Below are 20746 nucleotides of genomic sequence, written 5' to 3'. Positions count from 1 at the left end.
TCATTAAAGTAATTATTTTTTCAAATTGACGTATGATTTATATTACTAAGTTTTGTATTTTTATCTAAAGCAAAATTAATATTACCTAACTTTAAAAATAAACTACATGGGAAAATTTGTAATCACTACTAGAACCAACGGTGAGTTTCAATTCAATTTAAAAGCTGGTAATGGCCAGACTATTTTAACAAGCGAAGGCTACACTACAAAAGCGGCATGTAATAATGGAATTGAATCTGTAAAAAATAACGCAACTGACGATAATCGTTACGACAGAAAAGAAGCTAAAAACGGAAAACCTTATTTCAATTTAAAAGCTGGAAACGGTCAGATTATTGGTTCTAGCGAAATGTACGAAAGTGTAGTTGCTAGAGAAAACGGAATTGAATCTGTAAAGAAAAATGCTCCTGAAGCTACTATTGACGATCAAACGGCTTAAGACATATTTATAAAAGATAAAAGCTGTTTCTATTAATTTAGAAACAGCTTTTTTATTGAAAATTAAATTTTGAAATTACTTCTTCAAAGCCTCAATTCCAGCATGAGTTGGAACAACTTGTTTGATGGTTCCATCTGCATTAAATTCTAATTTATCGATGCAGACTTCGCGATGAAAACCTCCTGCGTCTCCCATTTTTATTCGGTTGGATAAGAGAATCTATGATACGTAATATACCATTCGTCTTTGTTCGGAATTTGTAAAACCGAATTGTGTCCTGTTGCATAAATGCCTTCTTCCGGTTTTCCTTGAATTACGATATTGTTTTCTGGAATTTCAAGCGGTCCAGTCGGAGAATTTGAAATTCCGTATCTCACTTTGTATTTTGGACTCCTCGTATCGTCTTCGCTCCAAAAGAAATAGTACTTTCCGTTTCTGTAGATTACATAAGTTCCTTCTCTAAATGAAGGATTTACAGCAATAACTTTCTGCGTTCCAGGTTTTAAAGAAACCATATCAGGATTTAACTCAGCCACTCCCATATACATATTCCCCCAATACAAATAGCTTTTTCCTGTTTTAGGATCGGTGAAAACATCTGGATCAATTTCTTGTCCGTCGTGTATTCCTTCTGGTCTTGTTGCTACAATTGCTTTTCCGCTGTCTTTAAAAGGTCCTGTTGGATTGTCAGAAACGGCAACTCCAACTTTTTGCGCAACTGTGAAATAGTAGAAATATTTATACTTTCCTTTTATCTTTTTCTCAACAATACAAGGCGCCCAAGCATTTCTATTTCCCCACGGAACATCTTTTTTTAGATCTAAAATAATCCCCTCATCTTTCCAATCCACTAAATTATCTGAAGAAAAGGTTTTGAAATAATATCCAGACCAGCCATCAAATCCGTCGCTTGTTGGATAGATGTAATATTTTTTTGTTTTGTTAGAATACAAAATTTCAGGATCTGCATAATAGCCTTCCAGAACTGGGTTATGATTTACTTTTGGAAGTTTTGCAGGTGTTCCCCATTTATCAGTAATTCTTTTTAATTCAGAACGAGTTATCGGTAAAATAGTTCCATGACGCGGATTAAAATCCATTGAAATATCATTATCAATTACACTGAAACTCTCTAGGTCTTTCGTTTTTGTGAATTGATATCTTCCTTTAGTGTACACATCGTACATCAAAATATACTCATCTGAATTATTCAGTTTAAAAACGCTCGAACCTTCTACTCCATCTTTTGTCTGTTGCAGATAATTATCATTTTCAATCCATTTTCCAGAAGTCAAATCTTTTGTAACTGCCACTTTGATTCCAGGCGTATTGGTTTCTGTTTTATAAAAAAGGTGATATTCTCCATCTTTTTCAATGATATCACCATCAATACAAGCGTTTCCTGACTTTGGAACAAACAATAATTTTGGCTCACTTTCTAAGGCAGTAAAATCTTTATTCGCATAAGCGTAATAAATTTTATCTGGACCTCCAGCATGTTGCATACTAAAGTAAATCATGTATTTTCCAGCCTTTGCATCGTAAATAGTTTGTGGCGCCCAAACACGTTTTAAGTTTTCATTTCCTGGAAATGTAGTTTGGATATTGACAATACTGCTTTTCCAATTTACTAAATCAGTACTTTTTAATAAAACCATTGCACGGTTGCTGTCCCAACCTTTTGAAGAAGTCATATCGGTCAGAACCATGTAAAATGTTTTGCCATCGTCTCCGCGTAAGATATGCGGATCGCGAACTCCTCCTGTCGAACTGATTGCTTTACTATCTAAAATTGGTTTATTATTGTTAAGCGCGTAATAATGATATCCGTCACTGCTTACAGCATAATTAACTGCTTCTTCTTCGACTTTATTCCCTATAAAATAAACAAATAAATAAGCTGTTAAATCTTTTTCGGCAATAACAGGCGGAACTCCTTTTGCTGAATTCTGGGCTTGTATAGAAGTGGAAAGGCTTAGTAATGATATCAGACAAAAAAATATTCTTTTCATTTATTTTTTACTTTTTAATTGATATAAAATAGAACTGTGAGGTTTTAAATCAGTTCCAATTTCATTTGATGTAGTTTTTGATTTTTCGCCTGTCCACATATTCAAAACTTCAGCCGAACCAGAAATTCCTAAATCAGAAAGGTTTACTGAAACTTTTTGTGAACCGTTATCAGAAATATTAAATAAAGCCAGATAAACACTGCCATCTTTTGGATTTTTTGAAGTGACAGCAATTTTTCCGTCTTTTTGAAAAAGCTGTTTTACATCAGTACTTTGATTGTGCATTTTTACGACTTCTTTATTCGTCAATAATGATAATGTAAAAGCGTCATTACTTGGCAAATCTCCTCCAAAAAACAATGGCGATTTGAAAATATTAAAAAATGTAATCAAAGTATATTGTTCGTCTTTTGTCAAACGCGTCATACGGTCTTCACCTCTTTCTCCTCTAATTGAAATACGTCCTAACGGAATCATATCGCAATCTGGCCATGTTCCGGTGCAATGTGCGGATACCATTTTTGAGCTACATCCATTAAATGCGTAATATGAGGCCATGTATCCCAAACATCATCAACCATACGCCACATATTAGCATGTGTAGTTACGTGAGGCGCTGCTTCGATTGGTGTTTCTCCAGGCGATGTACTTAAAACAATTTTACGTCCGCATTTGTCGATTGCGTTTCTTATTAAGTTGATTTCGCCTTCGTGATATGGTCTTGATAGATCATCTATTTTTATAAAATCTACTCCCCATTGCGCGTACAATTCGAAAATAGAATCATAATATTCTTGTGCTCCTGGTTTGTCTGCTACAACAGTATAATTGTCTCTCAGCCATTCGCATTGTAATGCTGTAGAATAAACTTGATCTGCAGTGATTCCGTTTGCTCCTTTAATTGGCAGTTTATCTTCGACTGCTTTTTTAGGAATGCCACGCATAATATGGATTCCGAATTTTAATCCTTTTTTATGAATATAATCTGCCAAAGGCTTAAAACCTTGTCCATCTTTTGCTGAAGGAAAACGGTTAACAGCTGGCAAATATCTTCCGTACTGATCCATTACGTAACGTGGATCTGTTTGGTTGTATCCTCCTGCTTTATCATTTTCAACAAACCATCTGATATCGACTACGATGTATTCCCAACCGAATTTCTTCAACTCTTTTGCCATATAATCGGCGTTGGCTTTTACCTCATGTTCTTCAACTGTTGGTCCGTAACAATCCCAGCTATTCCAGCCCATTGGCGGGGTTTGAGCCCATTGTTTGAATTCTTCTTTTTGAAACGTTTTCTTTTGCGCGTTAGTTGCAACAGATAGAAAAAAAGCTCCTATTGTTACCGTAAGTAAGTTTGTAATTTTCATTGTGTTTGGTTATGTGTGGTTTTTACACTTTAAATATAATGAAATTTTATTGTTACCAACGTAAAGAAAACCTAACAGGTTTTTAAAAACTTGTTAGGTTTTTAGATTGATACTTTATTTCACATTAATAGTAACCTCAACAGGCTTTAACCACTGACTTGTAAATTTAACTTTTATAGGCGCTGTAGAATCTCCATTTGCCTGAATATATGCTTGCAATATGTCCGTGAAATACACGCTGTACGTTATCTGTGTAATCAGTCATGTCGCTGTTATTTCCTGCTTCTAATCCTAACAAAGTTGCCGCACCGTTAATCGTACAAGTAACTTCATTGTCTGAAAGCATTACCGGAAGGCCGTTTTGGTCTTTTACCTGAACCATAATTTTCGCTACGCCTTTGTCTTTGCTAATTGTAATGTCTTTATCAGCAATTGTTAATTCAACTGGCTGTTGTGTTGAATTAATGGCGAAACGGCTTACTTCTTTATCGTTTTTATCTAAACCAACTGCTTCTAATTTTCCTGAAGCAAACGGAATATCCCAATAGATAATTCCGGTTTTTTCGTCATACAATTTAGTTTCTCCCACTACTTTTCCGTTTAATTCTAAACGCGCTTTTGCAAGCATTGGTATAACAAACCACACGAATTTTTTGTCCGTTTTCATAATTCCAAATTGCCCAAGCATCTTTAGAAATGTCTTTTTCGTTTGTCAAAGGATAAGTTCCTAAATATGCCATTGGTTGATCTGACCATAATGATTGACGGAAATAACCACGGGGTTTGATAACTCCAGCAAAATCAACTAAACCAGAATAAAATCCTCTTGAAGGCCATCTTCCTGATTCTCCCAAATAATCGATTCCTGTCCAAAGAAATTGACCGAAAATAAACTTATTGTTTTTTACTGCCAACCAAGGTTCCATATCATGAACATTTTCACTTCCATAAATCACTCTTTTTGGATACTTTTCGTGATCTGATTTGTACTTGCTTTCGGTATAATTATATCCTGTAATATCTAAAGCTCCTGGATATTCTGTTTCGTTAGACATGGCAACTCCAGCCAAACCAGCAGTTGTCGGTCTTGATTTGTCGTATTTTTTTACTGCAGCGACCAAACGTTTTGCAATTGCTCCAAGTCTCATGGCATCTGGCGCATCTGGTTTATAACCACCGTAAGTCGCTTGCCCAAAACCGTCTTTTCCTTTATCTAAAACTGGGTGAGAATACGGATCGTTTGGATAATCTACTTCGTTACCAATACTCCATGCAAATACAGAAAGATGATTTCTGTCACGACGTACAAAATCTTCAAGATCTTTTTCGGCATAATCTGCAAAAATATCAAATGAACCTTCAAATCCCGGTGTCCCATAGTTCCAGCCTTCTAACCATTTACGTTTTGGAAATTCCCATTCGTCATACGCTTCGTTTAAAACCAACAATCCTAGTTCGTCGCAAAGTTCATAGAAATCTGGCGCTTGCGGATTGTGGCTTGTGCGAATGGCATTTACACCAATTTCTTTCAGCGTTTTTAATCTCGTTTTCCAAACTTCTCTTGGAACTGCAGATCCTAAAACTCCAGCATCGTGGTGCAAACAGACTCCTTTCATTTTCATCCATTTTCCGTTAAGGGCAAAACCATTGTTTGGATCGAATGTGAAGTTTCTAAAACCTGTTTGTGTTACTGTTTTATCAATTTCTTTTCCGTCTTTTAAAACTGTTGTTCTCAGTTCATATAAATTCGGATTGTCTAAGTCCCATAATTGCGGATTTTTGACATTTAATTTTGTTGAAATTTTCCCGTTTTGTTTTGCAACGAGATCAACTTTTGAAGATGATTTTGCGACCGATTTTCCGTCTTTTGAAAATAATTCATTTACAACAGTTAAAGCAGATTTTGATGAAGATCCGTTCTCTACATCAACCTCAACATTCAAAGTTCCTGCTCCTTTTTTAACCTCTGGATAAGCGTAAACGCCCCATTGTGCAATATGAACCGGATTGGCATAAACCAACCACACATTTCTATAAATTCCAGATCCAGTGTACCATCTTGAGTCGGCGCTTTGGCTGTGGTCTACACGAACCGAAATTGTATTTTCTCCACCAAATTTTACAAACTCTGTTGCATCATAAGCAAAAGAAATATATCCGTTTGGACGTTTTCCTAAAGAATGCCCGTTGATGAAAACTTCGCTTCTATTATAAACTCCTTCAAAATACAAATAGACTTTTTCTCCAGATTTGGTTTGCGGAATATTAATTGATTTTCTATACCAAGCAATTCCGCCAGGCAAATAACCTGTGCAACTTGCTAATGTTGGACTCAACTGGCCTTTTACGCTCCAGTCGTGCGGTACATTTACTTGTTGCCATTTACTATCATCAAATACATTATTTTTTGCTTCTGGAGTTTCCTGAAGATTGAATTTCCAGTTGTCATTTATTTTCTTAGAATCTCCAAACGATATTTGACTGCTTGCAGATAGACACGAAAAGAGTAATACGGGGATTAAGGTTTTCTTTGTAATCATTTTTTTTAAGGTTCTAAGATGCTAAGATTCTGAGAGTCTAAGCTTCTTTTGTTTATTTAATTATTTTTTTTGTTTCAAGTTTATTGCAACTCTCCAACAAACGTCACTACAGATCTTGCAGGAATTTCTAGATTTCCATTTTTCTGAACTTCGGCTCTTTTTAGATTTGATGTATCAGAAGTTACGTAAGGTGTGAACTCGTTATTTTTTAAAGTTCCTTTTGATAAATCAAATTTGTATTCTTGCGCCGATTTTCCGCAGTTTACTGCTACTACAATCAGTTTTTTGCTTTGAATATCTTTGTAAGCTGTTAGCATCACATCATTTGCTTTGTCTAATTCGTTTTGGTTTGGAATATCAACTCTCAACATCCCTGGACGAACAAAAAGCGAATAATTTCCTAAGGCCCAAAGCAGTTTTGAATCGTGAAATTCTCCATCATTTCTTACATAATCTGGAGCAGTTCCGCCGTTACTTTTTCCATCGTCTAAATAAATTAAACCATCCTTGTAATCTACTCTTGTTATTGATGTCCACCATTGCCAAGAAGCTGCATTGGCAACCGCAATATCATTATGAATTAAACGAGCAACGAACAAAGCAGTCTGCATTCCTAAATCTCTTCCGCCGCCAGAACCGCCAGGGATTTCAGCTTCTCCTGGGTTTTCTAAAATACAGTATTCCGATTGCCAATATTTTAATCCCGGTTTTTGCTTGACTTCTTTAGCAATTAATTTTCGGCTTAAAACCTGTCTTTCAACTGGCCATGTTGTAAAATAACTATGCCCGAGAATTACATTTTTTACGTTTGAAAACTTGGTCACATTCGTTTTGGTATTTCCAAAGAAATAATCGATTTGATTGTCACGGTTTTCTGAATTTACATTTTCATACAAATAATCGATTTGAGCGGCCTCTGCAATTACAATCTCAGTACTCATTTTTTTAGCCTTCAATTTTTCTGAAAGTGATTTGGTCAAATTATATATTTCCTGATTGGTTGCTGGTGTTCCTTCTTGACTATTTGTATCTCCGTGTTTTGGCATCCATTCCCATTGCGGTTCATTAATCGGACTAACATAATCGAATTTGATTCCTTCTTTTTTCTCCAATCCTTGAATACTTTGAACTAAGAAATCGGCAAATTTTGGAATTGCACCATCTTTTAGATTCAGTTTATTCTTTTGAGAGGCAAAAGATAATCCGTTATTAGTCATATAGACTGGAGGACTATTAGTAAAAATAAGAAACTTTTCTACTCCACGTTTTTTAGCCGCCTGCAAAAACCATCTTTGTCCTTCTTGTTTTGAGAAATCATAAGTCCCGTCAGCATTCAGAAAACATTCGCTTCTTCTCCATTCGTCAGAAACTTTACTGTTTTCTCCTTGTTCTGTACTCCCTGCGCCAAGATTAAATCGCCAGATCGAAAGTCCGATTCCTTTTGGATTTCCTTGTGCATCTATTTCTTTACTAAAAAGCAAATCTGCAATGGCATTTTTTTTCTGTTCAGGCCAATTTTTCCCCACAAACTGTGTTCTCCAAGCATCAGAGCCTCCAAAACCATCCATGGTTTGCACTACATTATCTGTGCTAATAGTAACCGTTCGCTGTGCAAATGACATTGAAGTTGTTACCAATAAAAGCGAGATATATATTTTTCTCATTTAATTATTATTTTTCGTGTTGACGTAATTTTTGTTATCGTCTTTTGCCATTTCGCCGAAAGAGAAATCTTCGTAAATAAATCAACCAAGCCCTCATTACTTTGTCGAGTTATTTGTGGAGATCCCTCCTCCGTCGGGATGACAAGTTTGTGGTTAATAACTTTGTCAAAGTTTAAAACTTTGACAAAGTTTGCACACAATACTACTTATCTTTCAAAACTTAGAATCTAGCAACTTATTTATATGTTCCAACATAAGTTACTACTGATCTGGCTGGAATTTCAAGGCCAGAAATATCAACCGCTGTTCCTTTTTTCAAGCTCATTGTTTCAGAAGTAATATAAGGGGTTAATTTGTTGTCTGTTACTGTTCCGCCTGCAAGATTCAATTTATAAGCTTTTGCTGATTTACTTATGTTTACCGCAACAATTACCAATTTTTTATTTGTAGCATCTTTATAAGCTGTAAGCATTACATCATTTAATGCTGTCGAATTATCGATGCTTGGAATCTGAACTCTCACCATTCCTGGTTTTACGAAAAAAGAAAAGTTTCCTAAAGCCCAAAGTGTTTTTGAATCTCTGATGTAACCGTCATTTTTACAGTAATCTGCATTTCCTGCTCCATTGCTTGCTCCATCATCAACATGAATTAAACCATCTTTGTAATCGCCACGACTAATTGCTGTCCACCATTGCCAAGACGTTACACCTCCAACGGCAATATCGGTACTAATAATACGAGCTGTCCAAAGTGCCAATGACATTCCTAAATCTCTTCCTGAACCAGCACCGCCTGGAAGTTCTGCAGTTCCCGGACTTTCTAAAACGCAATATTCAGATGACCAAAGACTAACTCCACCAACAGACTGAATTTTCGCAGCGGCAGCTTGTCTTGATGAAATCATTTCACTTAATGGCCATGCCTGCCAATAACTGTGTCCAGAAATTGTCTTTTTTACATTGCTTAAACTGCCGATGTTTTTAGTAGAATTGGTTGCAAAAAAGTAATCAATCTGATTGGATCTGCTTTCTTTTCCTGAAACAGTCTTGTATAATGGTTCGTAAGCTCCTGCTTCTCCAACTACAATCTTGGCTTCTAGTCCTTTCGCTTGTAATTTTGGAGAAAGGATATTGACAAAACTGTAAATATTGGCATTTGTCGACGGAGAACCTTCCTGCCCGCTTCCATCCCATTCGTATTGCGGTTCATTAAACGGACTCACGTAGTCGATTGTTAAGCCGTGTTCTGTTTTTAGCTTATCTAAAGATGTTGTCCAAAAATCGGCCAAATCGGGCATTTTGCCATCTTTTAAATTGTAAAATTCTTTGATTGTAGCATGTGCTTTTCCATTTTGAGTTAAATAAACTGGAGCACTGTTGGCAAAAGCTAAAAGTTTATCTACGCCACGTTCTCTTGCGGCTTTCATAAACCAAACCTGACCCGCTTGTTTTGTCATATTATACGAAACTCCATCTGTAGTAAAACATTCCGATCTTCTCCATTCGTCGGTAATATCACTTGCTTCGCCTTGTTCTGCACTTCCTGCTCCAAGATTGAAACGCCATAATGATAAACCGATTCCTTTTGGATTTCCGTCTGCATCTACACCTTGACTGAATAATAAATCTGCTATTTTATTCTTTTTATCAGTAGGCCAATTTTTTCCAATGAAATTACATTGCCAAGCATCCGAAGCTCCAAAACTTTCCATTGTTTGAAGATTCATATCTAAACTAATATTCAATGCTGCTGTGCCACTTTCTGAACTCGAGCTATCAGATTTATCAGAATCGCGACTCATAAAAAGCGAACTTGCAGAAAGCAAGCCTGCACACAGCAGACTTACTTTATTTCCTTTAAAGATGCTCATCTTAATAACCAGGATTTTGTTTGATTAAATTACCGCTTAAGTCAATTTCTAATTGTGGAATTGGCCATAATAAGTGCTTAGAAGGGTCAAAGTTGATTCCTTTGTCTTGCGGTTCTCTCAAATTGGTTGTTTCATAAGGGTCAGTAGAACTCAAATTATACTTTACAAAGGTTCCGTTTGGTCCCATTAAAGATTCGATAACTGGTCTTCCTGTTGTTGGATCTTTTTCGCGACGGATATCAAATAAACGAAGCCCTTCAAAAGCCAATTCTAAACGACGCTCTTTGTAGATTTGTTTCAATAAAGTTGGTCCAGAAATTCCTGTTTTTGGATCTAATTTTACACGAGCTCTAATTACATTGATATCTGTTAAAGCATCTCCTCCTAAGTGATAATTTGCTTCTGCTCTTGTCAAATACATTTCTGCTAAACGAATCAACGGAATATTTAATGGCAAGTGACCGTCTTTTTTATCTAATGAACGACGTGTTGCAATTGGAATGTAATATTTACGGCAAATACGTCCTGATTTGTTATCGTTTAAACTGAATTTATGAGTTGGATTTAAAACCTCATCTCCGTAAGCGACTTCTCCCCATTTTGTAATGGTACTTCTGCGACGAATTACGTCATTTTCAGAAAGATAAGCATTTTCTAAATCGCTCGTTGGCATACACCATCCCCATCCGTCTAAAACATCAGCGGCATCATTACTTGGAAAATTCTTTTTGTCTTCTCCTCTTGCTCCCGCTAAAGTTGGTAATGCAGAACCTAAATCTCTATTTTGAACTGATGAAGATTGTGCTTCTAAAATCGATTCAATTCCGTTATGGTTGTTTACATTCCAGATATTTAAGAAATCAGCCTCAAGCGCAAAAGGTCCTTCAGTGATTACTTTGTTTGAATATGTTTTAGCTTCAGCCCATTTTTCTTGAAACAATGAAACACGAGCTAATAAAGCATAAGCTGCCCATTTGTTTATTCTACCATCTTTATTTACAGGAGCGCTTTCTAATTTCTGTTGCCGAATCTTTAAGATCTGTTTCAATTTGCGCATATACGTCTGCCGCAGAGCTTCTCTCTAAAGTTAAATCTCCTGTTCCTAAAGATTTTGTATACAAGGGAACTCCTCCAAAAAGATTTACCAATTCGTAGTAGCAATAAGCACGTACGAATAAGGATTCTCCCATATATTGGTTTTTCTGCGCATCTGTAAGTGGCGATGAAGCCATTCTCTCTAAACCAATATTTGCCGATTGAATGGTGTAATAATGTGCTGTGTAGATACTGTTCATATCTCCCATATTATCGGGAGTAATTAGATACTGTGAAGCAGGTCTGTGCGCACCACTGTCCTGTCCGGTATTTCCCATCCAAGCGTCATCGGTTGACATCTCGTTCGTTACTCTTGGTGCTACTAATGTCCACCAGTCGTTAGGAAGCAATAACCTTTTTGTTAATTCGTTGGTATAATTTTCACACTCTTGTACTGTTTGAAAATAGTTCTCTAAAGTCTGGGTTCCTCTTTGCTCTTTTTCGATGAAATCACTGCAAGAAGCTGAAAACAAAGAGAAAGCTATGATTGATACTATAATTTTTTTCATGATCGTTTTGATTAAAATGCAACATTAAGCCCCATCAAGATTGTTGGCTGTACTGGATAGTTCCATCCTCCAAAACCTGATCCTTTTACTCTGTCTCCTTTATCAGGATCTCCTCCGGCTACTTCAGGATCAACTCCTGTGTATTTTGTCCATGTCCATAAATTCTGTCCAGACAATGAAATTCTTAATTTATCTAAACCAAATTTGTTGTAGAAAGAATATCCTAACTGTAAATTTTTCATACGAACGAAAGAACCGTCTTCAACATAAAGAGAAGAGAATTTGGTAAAGTTTTCGTTGTTATCATCTTTTGATAAACGCGGAATGTAATTTGAAGTTCCTTCACCATGCCAAGCCATTTGCTCTAATCCGCTAACTTTGTTTGTTAGACTTGCTCCATTATATAAATCTGAAATGTTTTGGTTTACAATTTCGTTTCCAATGCTAGAATAGAAATTAGCAACTAAATCAAAGTTTTTATAACCAAAGTTTAAATTCAGACCTACATTGTAATCTGCCCAAGGAGAACCAATTTTTGTTCTGTCTTTTTCATCAATTTTTCCATCACCGTTTACATCTTTAAAACGAACATCTCCTACTTGTGCATACGGCTGTAATTTGGTTCCGTGTTGATCTGTATGCGAGTTTAATTCTGTTTGGTTTTGGAATAATCCATCGGCAACATATCCGTAGAAATATCCTGGCACATCGCCTTTTACAGTCAAAGTTCTGTTTCCAGATCCGTATAGTTTCTCGCCATCAGCAGAAAGCGTCAGCATTTCAACATTTACGGTTGTAAAAGTCAAGTCTACACCATACGAGAAATCGCCTTTTTTATCTTTATAAGAAAGCAATAAATCGATACCGCTTGATCTCATAGAACCAACATTTGTCCACATAGTTGAATATCCTGGAAATCCGCTGTAAGTTGGAAACTGTTTTAAGAACAACATATCGTGGGTTTCTTTTTGATAATATTCCAATGAACCTGAAACTTTATTTTTCCAAAATCCGAAATCAAGTCCGAAACTCATATCTTCTACCGTTTCCCATTTAATGTCTTTGTTTGCCATTGAAGACGGATAAGAAGTATCTACTACTTCGCCACCAATTGTATAATAATTTTGTCCGATATTAGATTGGTAAACCGCATCTGGCAAACCTTGATTACCTACTTTACCCCATCCAGCTCTTAATCTAAGATCACTAACCACATCTTTTGCAGATTCCATAAAACCTTCGTTTAAAATTCTCCAAGAAACCGATGCCGAAGGGAAATTTGCCCATTTGTTATTGGTCATGAATTTAGAAGAACCATCACGTCTAAATGTTCCTGTGAAATAGTATTTACCATCGTAGTTATAAGAAAAACGAGAAATATAAGACATCAACGAACTAGACCAGCTGTTACCTTTACTGTCTTTGTTTTTAGTAGCCGCATTTAGCTCTCTCATTGAATCTGAATTGTTTGGAACACCTTCACCGTAACCCCAAAGATTATTTCCATTGTATTCTTCCATTGTGTTACCAATCATCAAAGAAGCGTTGTGTTTTTCTGCAAATTTTTTAGAATAGGTAATGGTATTTTGCCAAGTCCAATCAACATTTGTAGTATTCCATTTTTCAACACTATTGATTTCTTGCTTTTCGTGTGCTTGCATCAATTACAAAATCGGGCGTAAATTTATTTCTTGTTTCATCTCCAACTTCAATAGACGCTTGTGTACGAAATACTAAACCTTTGATTGGTTCGTATTGTAAATATCCGTTCGTATTTAAGTTGTACTTATTGGTATAATCATCATAACGTTTTACGGCAGCAACTGGATTCCATACGTAAGAAGGAGATCTTGCATAAATGCTGTATTCATTTTCAGTTCCGCTTAACTGGTCTGCTGGTTTGTAAATTGGCGTAATTGGATCAATTTTATCAAAATCTGCCCAATTGTTTGGCGCTCCCCAAGTTTCATAACGAGGGTTTAAAGTAATTCCTGCTGAGAATTTATCTGTGAATTTAAAATCATTTGCGATTCTCATTGTAACTCTTTCCCAACCTCCAACACCATACATTGAATCAGAATCGTAATAGTTTAAACTTATAGCGTAAGTGTGTTTATCAGAACCTCCAGTTACACCTAATGAAGCATTTGTAACAGGGGTTCCAGTTCTAATTCCTGCTTTCCACCAATCTGTTGTTTTTCCTCTGTATTGAGAAGGATTCGGAAGATAATCTGAATAACCTGAATTGTTATAAGCCGTGTTCATTATTCTTGCATAACCTTCGGCGTCTGCCATATTGTAAGGATTATTCATTATCTGCATACCAGAGCTCAAATCAAAGTTGAATCTAGTTTTTCCAACTTTTCCTTTTTTAGTTGTAATCAGAATAACTCCATTCGAAGCACGAGAACCATAAATTGCGCTTGCAGAAGCATCTTTTAAAACCTCCAAAGATTCAATTTCGTTATTGCTTAAGAAATTAATGCTCGTTCCCATCGGAATTCCGTCAACTACGTAAAGCGGATCTGTGTTTAAGTTTAAAGTCGAAATACCACGAATTAAAACTCTTGGCTGTGCACCTGGACCACCTTGTCCTGTTACTTGCACCCCAGAAACTTTTCCTTGAAGTGATTCGGCAACGTTACCAACAGTCATAGTTTGCAATTCTTTTCCTTTTACAGAAGATATCGAACTCGTTACATCGCTCTTTTTAACCGCCGCATAACCTACCACAACTATCTCATCTAATGCTTGGCTAGCTTCCTGCATTACTACACTAATCTCTGTTTTATCTCCAACTGGTACAACTTGAGAAGTAAAACCAACGAATGAAAATTCGATTTGTGCATTTTTATTTGGAACATTGATTACATAATTTCCATCAAAATCAGTTGCTTGCAGATGTTGAAGTTCCCTTCACCATTACATTCACTCCGGAATCGGCACATTGGCTTTATCCTTAACAGTACCTTTTATTTTTATTTGTCCAAAAGATACAGCAGTACACAAAAGGGCAATAAAAAATCCTATATATTTAAATTTCATATTAAGCTGTTTTATTTGTTAAATGTTACAACAAGGTTATAACCAACTATTTTTTTGTTATAAATACTCTTTCCAACTCAGTATCTAAAACTACTTTGTAAACTCCAGGCGCTGCAGGATATTTAGCATTTCCGTTTTCTCCTGGCGACATTGTTGCAATACCATTTTTGATTAACCTCCAAGATGGATCCCACCATTGTCCTGTAAAAGTTGCTTCTAGAGTTCCTGTCAAAGTATATTCTCCAACTAATTGATATGGATTGCTTGCATTATTTGCTAGATGAAGTTTTGTAACTACCCAAGCATTCCATGTATCCCAGTTTGCACCGTCGATTCCGCCACCACAAACACTTACGAATGGTTTTCTTTGTGCAAGCATCATCATGCCATAAACCGTTTGCAACATCTGCCCAAACTTTGCTTGTTGGTGTATATTTTTCTACAGTATATTTTAGTGTATTTGGATTTACTTTAATCTTATAATATCCTTTTGTAGGTAAAATAATTGCTGTTGAAGTCACATCATCTACTAATTCTCCAGCTGCATTTAAACCAAAACAATGCGGTGCAAAATCTGATTCTTGACCTAAGAAATAAACTTCTTTGTTGTCTTTGTCAGCATAATATTTAAATTCGAAATCTTGTCCGTCTTTCTCATGGAAATACATTGGAACTCCCACTGCATCTGTCGTTAGGTTTGTTCCCTTTGGCTGATCGCATAAATAAATTGCAGGATATTCGTTTGTTGCTACAATATTTACGTTTAATGATCCTGTATTCGGAATTGCAAATTTGTCTTTTGCAGTAATCGTTAATACATAATCTGCAGCAGTTACAGGCAAAGTGTAAGTTTTGTTGAAAGTATAAGATTGAGGAGAATCTGTTAACTGTATCATTTCGTCAATGCCAAGAGCCTCACATTTTACTTGTATATAATCAATTCCTGAATCGTCGTTTACGACAAAATTTACTGGCATTTCATTACTTGTAGACAACAAGATAACTGCACCTTCTTTTGGTGTTATCATTGTAATGCTTGGCGGTGCAAATTCACCATCAAGGCGTAAATTGATTTCTTCGTTTACAACATTTCCAGAAACGTCTGTAATTACCAATTTTATTTTAAAAGATTCAGAAGTTCCTCTATTTGCAGGAACTTCAAAAAAGTAACTTAAATCGTAAGTTTTTAAAAGCGGATCTGTTTTAAAGCTAATTACTTTATCTAGTGATAATTCTGGAATTTGAATTTCTACACTTTTTAATCCTAAATCGTCTGCAAGTGCGGCTTTGATTTCAAATTTTCTACTCGGAGCTCCATAAATCTCTTTTGTAGAAACTACCACCGTAGGATTATCAGAACTTGGAAATCCTGATTCATTATTTTGACATCCGGTTACAAGAAAGCCAAAAAGGGCAAGAAAAAATAAAAATACATTTTTTTTCATTTCTTTAGTTTTAAGGTTAGGTTAGTTAGTTTTCTTTCTAAAATGAAAGCTTGTTTTAATTTTGTAGGTTATTCAAGGTTTTACTATTTTTTGTCTGAGGCAGAAAAAAAACAGCATTACATAATTAAGTGGTCATTTTCATATTCTATTGAGTTTGGTTAATTGTTAGATATTTCCTTTTTTTTGATTTTACTTCAGGTTATATAAGTGTCATTTTTAATTAACCCGCAGTTTATTTTTTTTAAACTGCGGGCTGATAAGTAACGCAAACCAATCATTACTGATCTAAAATTTAAAGAGTGCTCACCTCTTTAAACAGATAACAAACTATCTTGATATTAACACTTATAACTAACAGCAATAATCTAATTCGTGATTGCTATTACCGCAAAGAAATGTTTAAATAACACTTTTAAGGAGGGGTAAATTGGAAAAAAAGGAGGTCAAAATTGCAATTAACTATTATTTTGAAATAAATTTTAAAGACTATTAAAAAATAAGACAGTATTTTTGAGAAATTTATAATTATTGAAAAAACAGCATTTTTTCAGCTAAAACGTTTAAGTTGAATAGAAGATTTTAATTGATTTTAAAAAAAACAAGAAAATAATGCAGTAATAAAATAATGTTAGTTGCATTATTTGATAATATTCAAGTCAGAATTAAATGACGTTTTATACTTTTTTATATATTCTGAAGGAGTCATCCCAAAAAGTTTTACGAATTGCTGTCTGAAATATTTTGGATCTTCAAATCCAACTTCTGTACTTGCTTGTGTGATGTTCATATCTTCAGTCAACATCAACATCGCTGCTCTTCTAATTCGCAATGAACGGATAAAAGCATTTAAAGTTTGCCCAGAAATAATTTTGATTTTGGTATAAAGCGTTCTATGACTCATTCCCATTTCTAGGGCGAAAGTTCGAATTGTAAAATCTTTTTTATGAATATTAGCTTCAACAATTTCGATACATTTTTTAAGCATCTGCTGATATTCGACCGGAACTTTCTGCGTGTTTTCTTTTAATGTAATACTGTCTAAGAAATAAGTGCGTAGATTATGACGATTTCTTAGTAAAGATTCAACACGAGCCGTAAGAATATCATCGTCAAAAGGTTTGGTGATATAATCATCTGCACCTTCATTAATTCCTTGCAAATGCGTTTCTGGGTTTTTAGATGCTGTCAATAAAATAACTGGAATATGCGATAAGGTGTTGTCTTCTTTTATTCTTCGACATAATTCTAAACCATCCATTTCTTCCATAGTAATATCACTAATGACAAGATCTGGCATATGTTTTTTAGTCATTTTTAAACCTTCTTCGCCATTTTCTGCGCTATAAACAATGTAACTATCAGCAAAAAGCTTAATTAGATAAGCTCGAATTTCTGCATTATCATCAATGATTAAAACAGTGCGTTTATCGGTTAACATTGTCTTTTTGAAATCGCTATCTGCAATTGAAGTTGTTGCTGTCGAAATTGGCTCTTCTATTTCATCAGGAATTAATTCGTCAAATAATTGGCTTCTTTGCGGTTTTTCATTGGTAATTTCTACATCTTCAAAATGACTGTTTCCTTTTAAAAATGCCAATTTAAAAGTGCTTCCTTTTCCAGCTTCACTGCTACAAGTTACAGATCCTTTATGTTTGTCAACAAAATATTTAACAATATAAAGTCCAATACCAAAACCGGTTCCAACAGAAACTTTTGAATTAATCTGTTTGAATTTTTCAAAAATAACATCAATGTCTTTCTTATCAATTCCGTCTCCGTTATCCGATATTTCTAGAAAAACCTTTTCATCGTTTTCTGTCAAAGTCAGATTGATTTCGCCTCCAATTGGTGTGTATTTAAAAGCATTTGACATTAAATTGAATAATGAAATTTCTATCTTTTCATAATCTCCAATTATAGTAATTTCATGATTTGGAATTCTAAAATTATAATTGATGTTTTTATCTTTTGCCTGATTCACAAAACATTGATAAACTTCATTAGAAAGATTATTTACATTAATTGGAGATAAACGCAAAGCATCAGCATCATTTTCGGCTTTTCTTAATAAAAGCAGTTGATCTACCAAACTCAATAATCTTCTGGCATTTCGATGCGCAATAGCCAAATCGCTTCCAGAAGAGCCGTTCTCGACATTTTCTTTCTGTACTGCTTTTTTTAACGGATTTATGATTAATGAAAGTGGTGTTCTAAATTCATGCGAAATATAAGTAAACATAGACGACTGCTTTTCTGCAATCTCTTTTTCTTTCTTGCTTTCAAGCTCAGCGATTTTGACCTTATATTTTAATTTTTCTTTGTTTTTATTGTAATCGAGATATAAAAACAATAATCCGCCAATTGCTAAAAGATATAAAGTATAGGCCCACCAGGTTCTGTACCAAGGCGGCAAAACTTCTATTGAAATGAGACTGACCTCTTTATTCCAACCTCCTTTAAAATTGGTTGTTTTAACTTTAAAAGTATATTTTCCTTCAGGAAGTCTTGAATAATTTGCTTTTCGGGTCTGTCCCACATAATTCCATTGCTCATCCCAACCATCTAAAAAGTAAGCGTAATTTATCTTGTCTGCATTGTTGTAATCTAAAGCAACAAATTCTAATGATAAAGTCGTTTGATCGTATTCTAAACTAACCTCTTTAATTTTATCAGAATCGGTAGCAACTTCTGCATTCGTTTCTTCAATCAACTGATTGTTGACATAAAAATCAGTCAGTAAAATAGTATTCTTTTGATTGAAGCCTTTTATCGATTTAGGGTAAAAAATATTAAATCCGTTAATCCCTCCAAAAAGAAATTCGCCAGATGAAAGTTTGATTCCGGCATTAAAACTAAACTGATTGCTTTGAAGTCCATCATTCACAGAGAAATTACGGAAGGTTTTACTTCTTTTATCGTATCTGCATATTCCATTATAAGTACTCATCCACAAGTTGCCTTCATTATCTTCTAGTAATCTTAAAATAGTATTAGAAGGCAAACCATCGTCAATAGTCTGTCTTTTAAAAGTATTTGTTTTTCTATCAAATAATAGTAAACCTCCTTCTTGAGTTCCTATCCAGAGATTTTTATTTTTATCTTCATAAATACATCTAATAGGATTTCCAATCGCTTTTTTAGTGATTTTTTTAGTCTCTTTATCAATTGACAAAAGTGAAGTGTAATTTCCTGCCCATAACTTTCCATCTGAAGTTTCGGTTATGCATTGCAGGTTATCAATCCTTTTATCAAAAAGTTCAAAAGCATCTTTATTTCTATTTAAAAGGTACAACGAACCTTCATTTGTAGCACTTGCCCAAATATTTGATTTTGAATCTTTAAATACAAACCAGATATTTTTCTCGGTTTGCTTTGTATGAGAATTATAACAAGAATAGTGTTTTACATTATTCGTATTCTTGCTTATTTTATTGATTCCTCCCGCCCAAGTAGAAACCCAAATGTCGTTATTATTATCGCGAACAATTCCGGTAATAAAAGGACTGGAAAGCGAATTTCCATAATTGGTGTACGAATTGTTTTTTCTATCCCAATATTTTAAACCTGCGCCGTCTGTACCTACCCAAACATTCTTTTTTTCGTCTTCACAAAAAGATAAAATAAAATTGTCGGCAGGATCTTTAGCATTATATCGAATACTTTTAAAATACTTTGGAGTATCGCTCAACATACTTATTCCGCCACGAAGCGAGCCAAACCATTTGTTACCCGATTTATCTTCATATAGACTCCAAACCGAATTGCTTTTGGCTAATTGTTCATTATAAGGCAGAAGTTTTTTAGTATTTGGATTAATGTAAAATATTCCGCATCCGTCTGTCGTCACCCAAGTTATTCCTTTTTTATCCACCAAAACATCAGTAACGCTACACTTATTCGAAAAATAATTTTCTGAAATCGAACCCGATTTTGTGTTTAATAAAAAAAGTCCTTCGTCGGTTCCTAATAAAAGATTTCCATCAGAAGAAAGTTTCATCGCTTTTACTCCTATCGAAAGCGGAAAAACAATTTTTAAGTCTTTTGCTTTATAATCATAAGTACAAACTCCAACATTGCGAACGTATATCCAACATCCCGATTTCTCTTTATTTTCTTGAATTGCAATGGCATCGTAATTAGAAATCGTAATTCTATTTCCTAATGCATTTAAAGGAATATGTTTCCCTATAAAAGAACCATTTTCAAAAGCCAGTAAACCTAATTTCTGCGAAGCGACTAAAACTAAGTTATCTGAAACCGAACGCATTTGATGTATAATATCTTGAAGCACTTTTGGTTTATCATCCCACAACGTATACTTAACGGTATGAAAAGACGCTTTTGTTTTATCGTAAATACAGATTCCGCTTGTTCCTCCTACCCAAATATTATTTCTAGAATCACCTTCAATATTGTAGATTGTATTGAACAAAAGTGATTTTTTATCGTTTATTCTGTTTCTAAAAACTTTAAAATTATAACCGTCATATCGACTTAAGCCATCGTAGGTTCCAAACCACATATACCCTTCTTTATCTTGGTAAATTGTAATTATGGAATTGTTAGACAAACCGTCTGATATGTCAAGGAATTTGATGGGGTAATCTTGTGCATGTAGGGAAGAAGAAAACCCTAATAAGAATAGAAAATATAGAACAAAAGGCTTCAAAATGAGTTTGGTTTTCTGGTTTGTGTAATAAGCACAATTATAAGATAATTTTGCTTAGATTCCTTAAATTTTAGACCAAAAGCAT

At 34.8% G+C, this 20746-nt stretch carries 14 protein-coding genes and 1 pseudogene; 1 reads left to right on the top strand and 14 read right to left on the bottom strand.

Going from position 1 to position 20746, the window contains the following annotated elements; translation table 11 throughout:
• Positions 1–106: 106 nt before the first annotated feature.
• The gene (locus P5P87_RS00960; protein WP_278021201.1) at positions 107–439 is read left to right on the top strand and encodes a YegP family protein; all 333 of its coding nucleotides are present in this window, start codon (positions 107–109) and stop codon (positions 437–439) included.
• A gap of 75 nt (positions 440–514) precedes the next feature.
• Here P5P87_RS00960 and P5P87_RS00955 read toward each other — a convergent pair.
• The 14 genes and pseudogenes from P5P87_RS00955 to P5P87_RS00890 all read right to left on the bottom strand — a co-directional run bounded on the left by P5P87_RS00955 (position 515) and on the right by P5P87_RS00890 (position 20562).
• Positions 515–2451 (bottom strand): annotated as a pseudogene (locus tag P5P87_RS00955) (glycoside hydrolase family 43 protein).
• Positions 2452–2970: an alpha-galactosidase gene (locus tag P5P87_RS00950; RefSeq protein WP_278021200.1), complete on the bottom strand. Its 519-nt coding sequence runs from the start codon at positions 2968–2970 to the stop codon at positions 2452–2454.
• Positions 2925–3821, bottom strand: a complete 897-nt coding sequence (locus P5P87_RS00945; RefSeq protein ID WP_278021199.1) for a glycoside hydrolase family 27 protein — start codon at positions 3819–3821, stop codon at positions 2925–2927. Before P5P87_RS00945 ends, P5P87_RS00950 begins: the two co-directional genes overlap by 46 nt.
• A gap of 166 nt (positions 3822–3987) precedes the next feature.
• Positions 3988–4449, bottom strand: a complete 462-nt coding sequence (locus P5P87_RS00940) for a DUF4982 domain-containing protein (protein WP_278021198.1) — start codon at positions 4447–4449, stop codon at positions 3988–3990.
• Positions 4397–6361 carry a glycoside hydrolase family 2 TIM barrel-domain containing protein gene (locus tag P5P87_RS00935; protein ID WP_278021197.1) on the bottom strand — a complete coding sequence of 655 codons (1965 nt, stop codon included), beginning with the start codon at positions 6359–6361 and terminating at the stop codon, positions 4397–4399. The genes P5P87_RS00940 and P5P87_RS00935 overlap by 53 nt, the downstream gene beginning before the upstream one ends.
• A gap of 80 nt (positions 6362–6441) precedes the next feature.
• On the bottom strand, positions 6442–8025 hold the full coding sequence (locus tag P5P87_RS00930; protein WP_278021196.1) for a glycoside hydrolase: 1584 nt from the start codon (positions 8023–8025) through the stop codon (positions 6442–6444).
• Positions 8026–8260: 235 nt separating this feature from the next.
• Positions 8261–9898 carry a glycoside hydrolase gene (locus P5P87_RS00925; RefSeq protein ID WP_278021195.1) on the bottom strand — a complete coding sequence of 546 codons (1638 nt, stop codon included), beginning with the start codon at positions 9896–9898 and terminating at the stop codon, positions 8261–8263.
• 1 nt (position 9899) lies between these two features.
• Positions 9900–10946, bottom strand: a complete 1047-nt coding sequence (locus P5P87_RS00920) for a RagB/SusD family nutrient uptake outer membrane protein (RefSeq protein ID WP_278021194.1) — start codon at positions 10944–10946, stop codon at positions 9900–9902.
• Positions 10891–11502 carry a RagB/SusD family nutrient uptake outer membrane protein gene (locus P5P87_RS00915; RefSeq protein WP_278021193.1) on the bottom strand — a complete coding sequence of 204 codons (612 nt, stop codon included), beginning with the start codon at positions 11500–11502 and terminating at the stop codon, positions 10891–10893. The genes P5P87_RS00920 and P5P87_RS00915 overlap by 56 nt, the downstream gene beginning before the upstream one ends.
• A gap of 11 nt (positions 11503–11513) precedes the next feature.
• A complete protein-coding gene (locus P5P87_RS00910) occupies positions 11514–13163 on the bottom strand; it encodes a SusC/RagA family TonB-linked outer membrane protein (RefSeq protein WP_278021192.1) in 1650 nt (549 codons plus the stop codon).
• Positions 13132–14343, bottom strand: coding sequence for a TonB-dependent receptor plug domain-containing protein (locus tag P5P87_RS00905; protein WP_278022841.1), 1212 nt, complete (start codon positions 14341–14343; stop codon positions 13132–13134). The genes P5P87_RS00910 and P5P87_RS00905 overlap by 32 nt, the downstream gene beginning before the upstream one ends.
• A 250-nt stretch (positions 14344–14593) precedes the next feature.
• Entirely contained in the window at positions 14594–14932 is a 339-nt protein-coding gene (locus P5P87_RS00900) for a hypothetical protein (RefSeq protein ID WP_278021191.1), read from the bottom strand.
• Positions 14817–15992 (bottom strand): cadherin repeat domain-containing protein, encoded by a 1176-nt coding sequence (locus P5P87_RS00895; RefSeq protein ID WP_278021190.1) that lies wholly within the window; start codon positions 15990–15992, stop codon positions 14817–14819. Before P5P87_RS00895 ends, P5P87_RS00900 begins: the two co-directional genes overlap by 116 nt.
• A 637-nt stretch (positions 15993–16629) precedes the next feature.
• Positions 16630–20562, bottom strand: a complete 3933-nt coding sequence (locus P5P87_RS00890; RefSeq protein ID WP_278021189.1) for a two-component regulator propeller domain-containing protein — start codon at positions 20560–20562, stop codon at positions 16630–16632.
• Positions 20563–20746: the final 184 nt, after the last annotated feature.

Source organism: Flavobacterium ginsengisoli, from assembly GCF_029625315.1.
GTDB classification, from domain to species: domain Bacteria; phylum Bacteroidota; class Bacteroidia; order Flavobacteriales; family Flavobacteriaceae; genus Flavobacterium; species Flavobacterium ginsengisoli.
Note: the sequence above shows the minus strand (reverse complement) of the source record. Positions and strands in the feature narration are given on the sequence as shown.

Excerpts from the sequence above, each read along its gene's own strand:
- P5P87_RS00960 (WP_278021201.1), top strand. The coding sequence starts at position 107 with ATGGGAAAATTTGTAATCACTACTAGAACCAACGGTGAGTTTCAATTC.
- P5P87_RS00950 (WP_278021200.1), bottom strand. The coding sequence starts at position 2,970 with ATGGTATCCGCACATTGCACCGGAACATGGCCAGATTGCGATATGATT.
- P5P87_RS00945 (WP_278021199.1), bottom strand. The coding sequence starts at position 3,821 with ATGAAAATTACAAACTTACTTACGGTAACAATAGGAGCTTTTTTTCTA.
- P5P87_RS00940 (WP_278021198.1), bottom strand. The coding sequence starts at position 4,449 with ATGCTTGCAAAAGCGCGTTTAGAATTAAACGGAAAAGTAGTGGGAGAA.
- P5P87_RS00935 (WP_278021197.1), bottom strand. The coding sequence starts at position 6,361 with ATGATTACAAAGAAAACCTTAATCCCCGTATTACTCTTTTCGTGTCTA.
- P5P87_RS00930 (WP_278021196.1), bottom strand. The coding sequence starts at position 8,025 with ATGAGAAAAATATATATCTCGCTTTTATTGGTAACAACTTCAATGTCA.
- P5P87_RS00925 (WP_278021195.1), bottom strand. The coding sequence starts at position 9,898 with ATGAGCATCTTTAAAGGAAATAAAGTAAGTCTGCTGTGTGCAGGCTTG.
- P5P87_RS00915 (WP_278021193.1), bottom strand. The coding sequence starts at position 11,502 with ATGAAAAAAATTATAGTATCAATCATAGCTTTCTCTTTGTTTTCAGCT.
- P5P87_RS00910 (WP_278021192.1), bottom strand. The coding sequence starts at position 13,163 with ATGCAAGCACACGAAAAGCAAGAAATCAATAGTGTTGAAAAATGGAAT.
- P5P87_RS00900 (WP_278021191.1), bottom strand. The coding sequence starts at position 14,932 with ATGATGATGCTTGCACAAAGAAAACCATTCGTAAGTGTTTGTGGTGGC.
- P5P87_RS00895 (WP_278021190.1), bottom strand. The coding sequence starts at position 15,992 with ATGAAAAAAAATGTATTTTTATTTTTTCTTGCCCTTTTTGGCTTTCTT.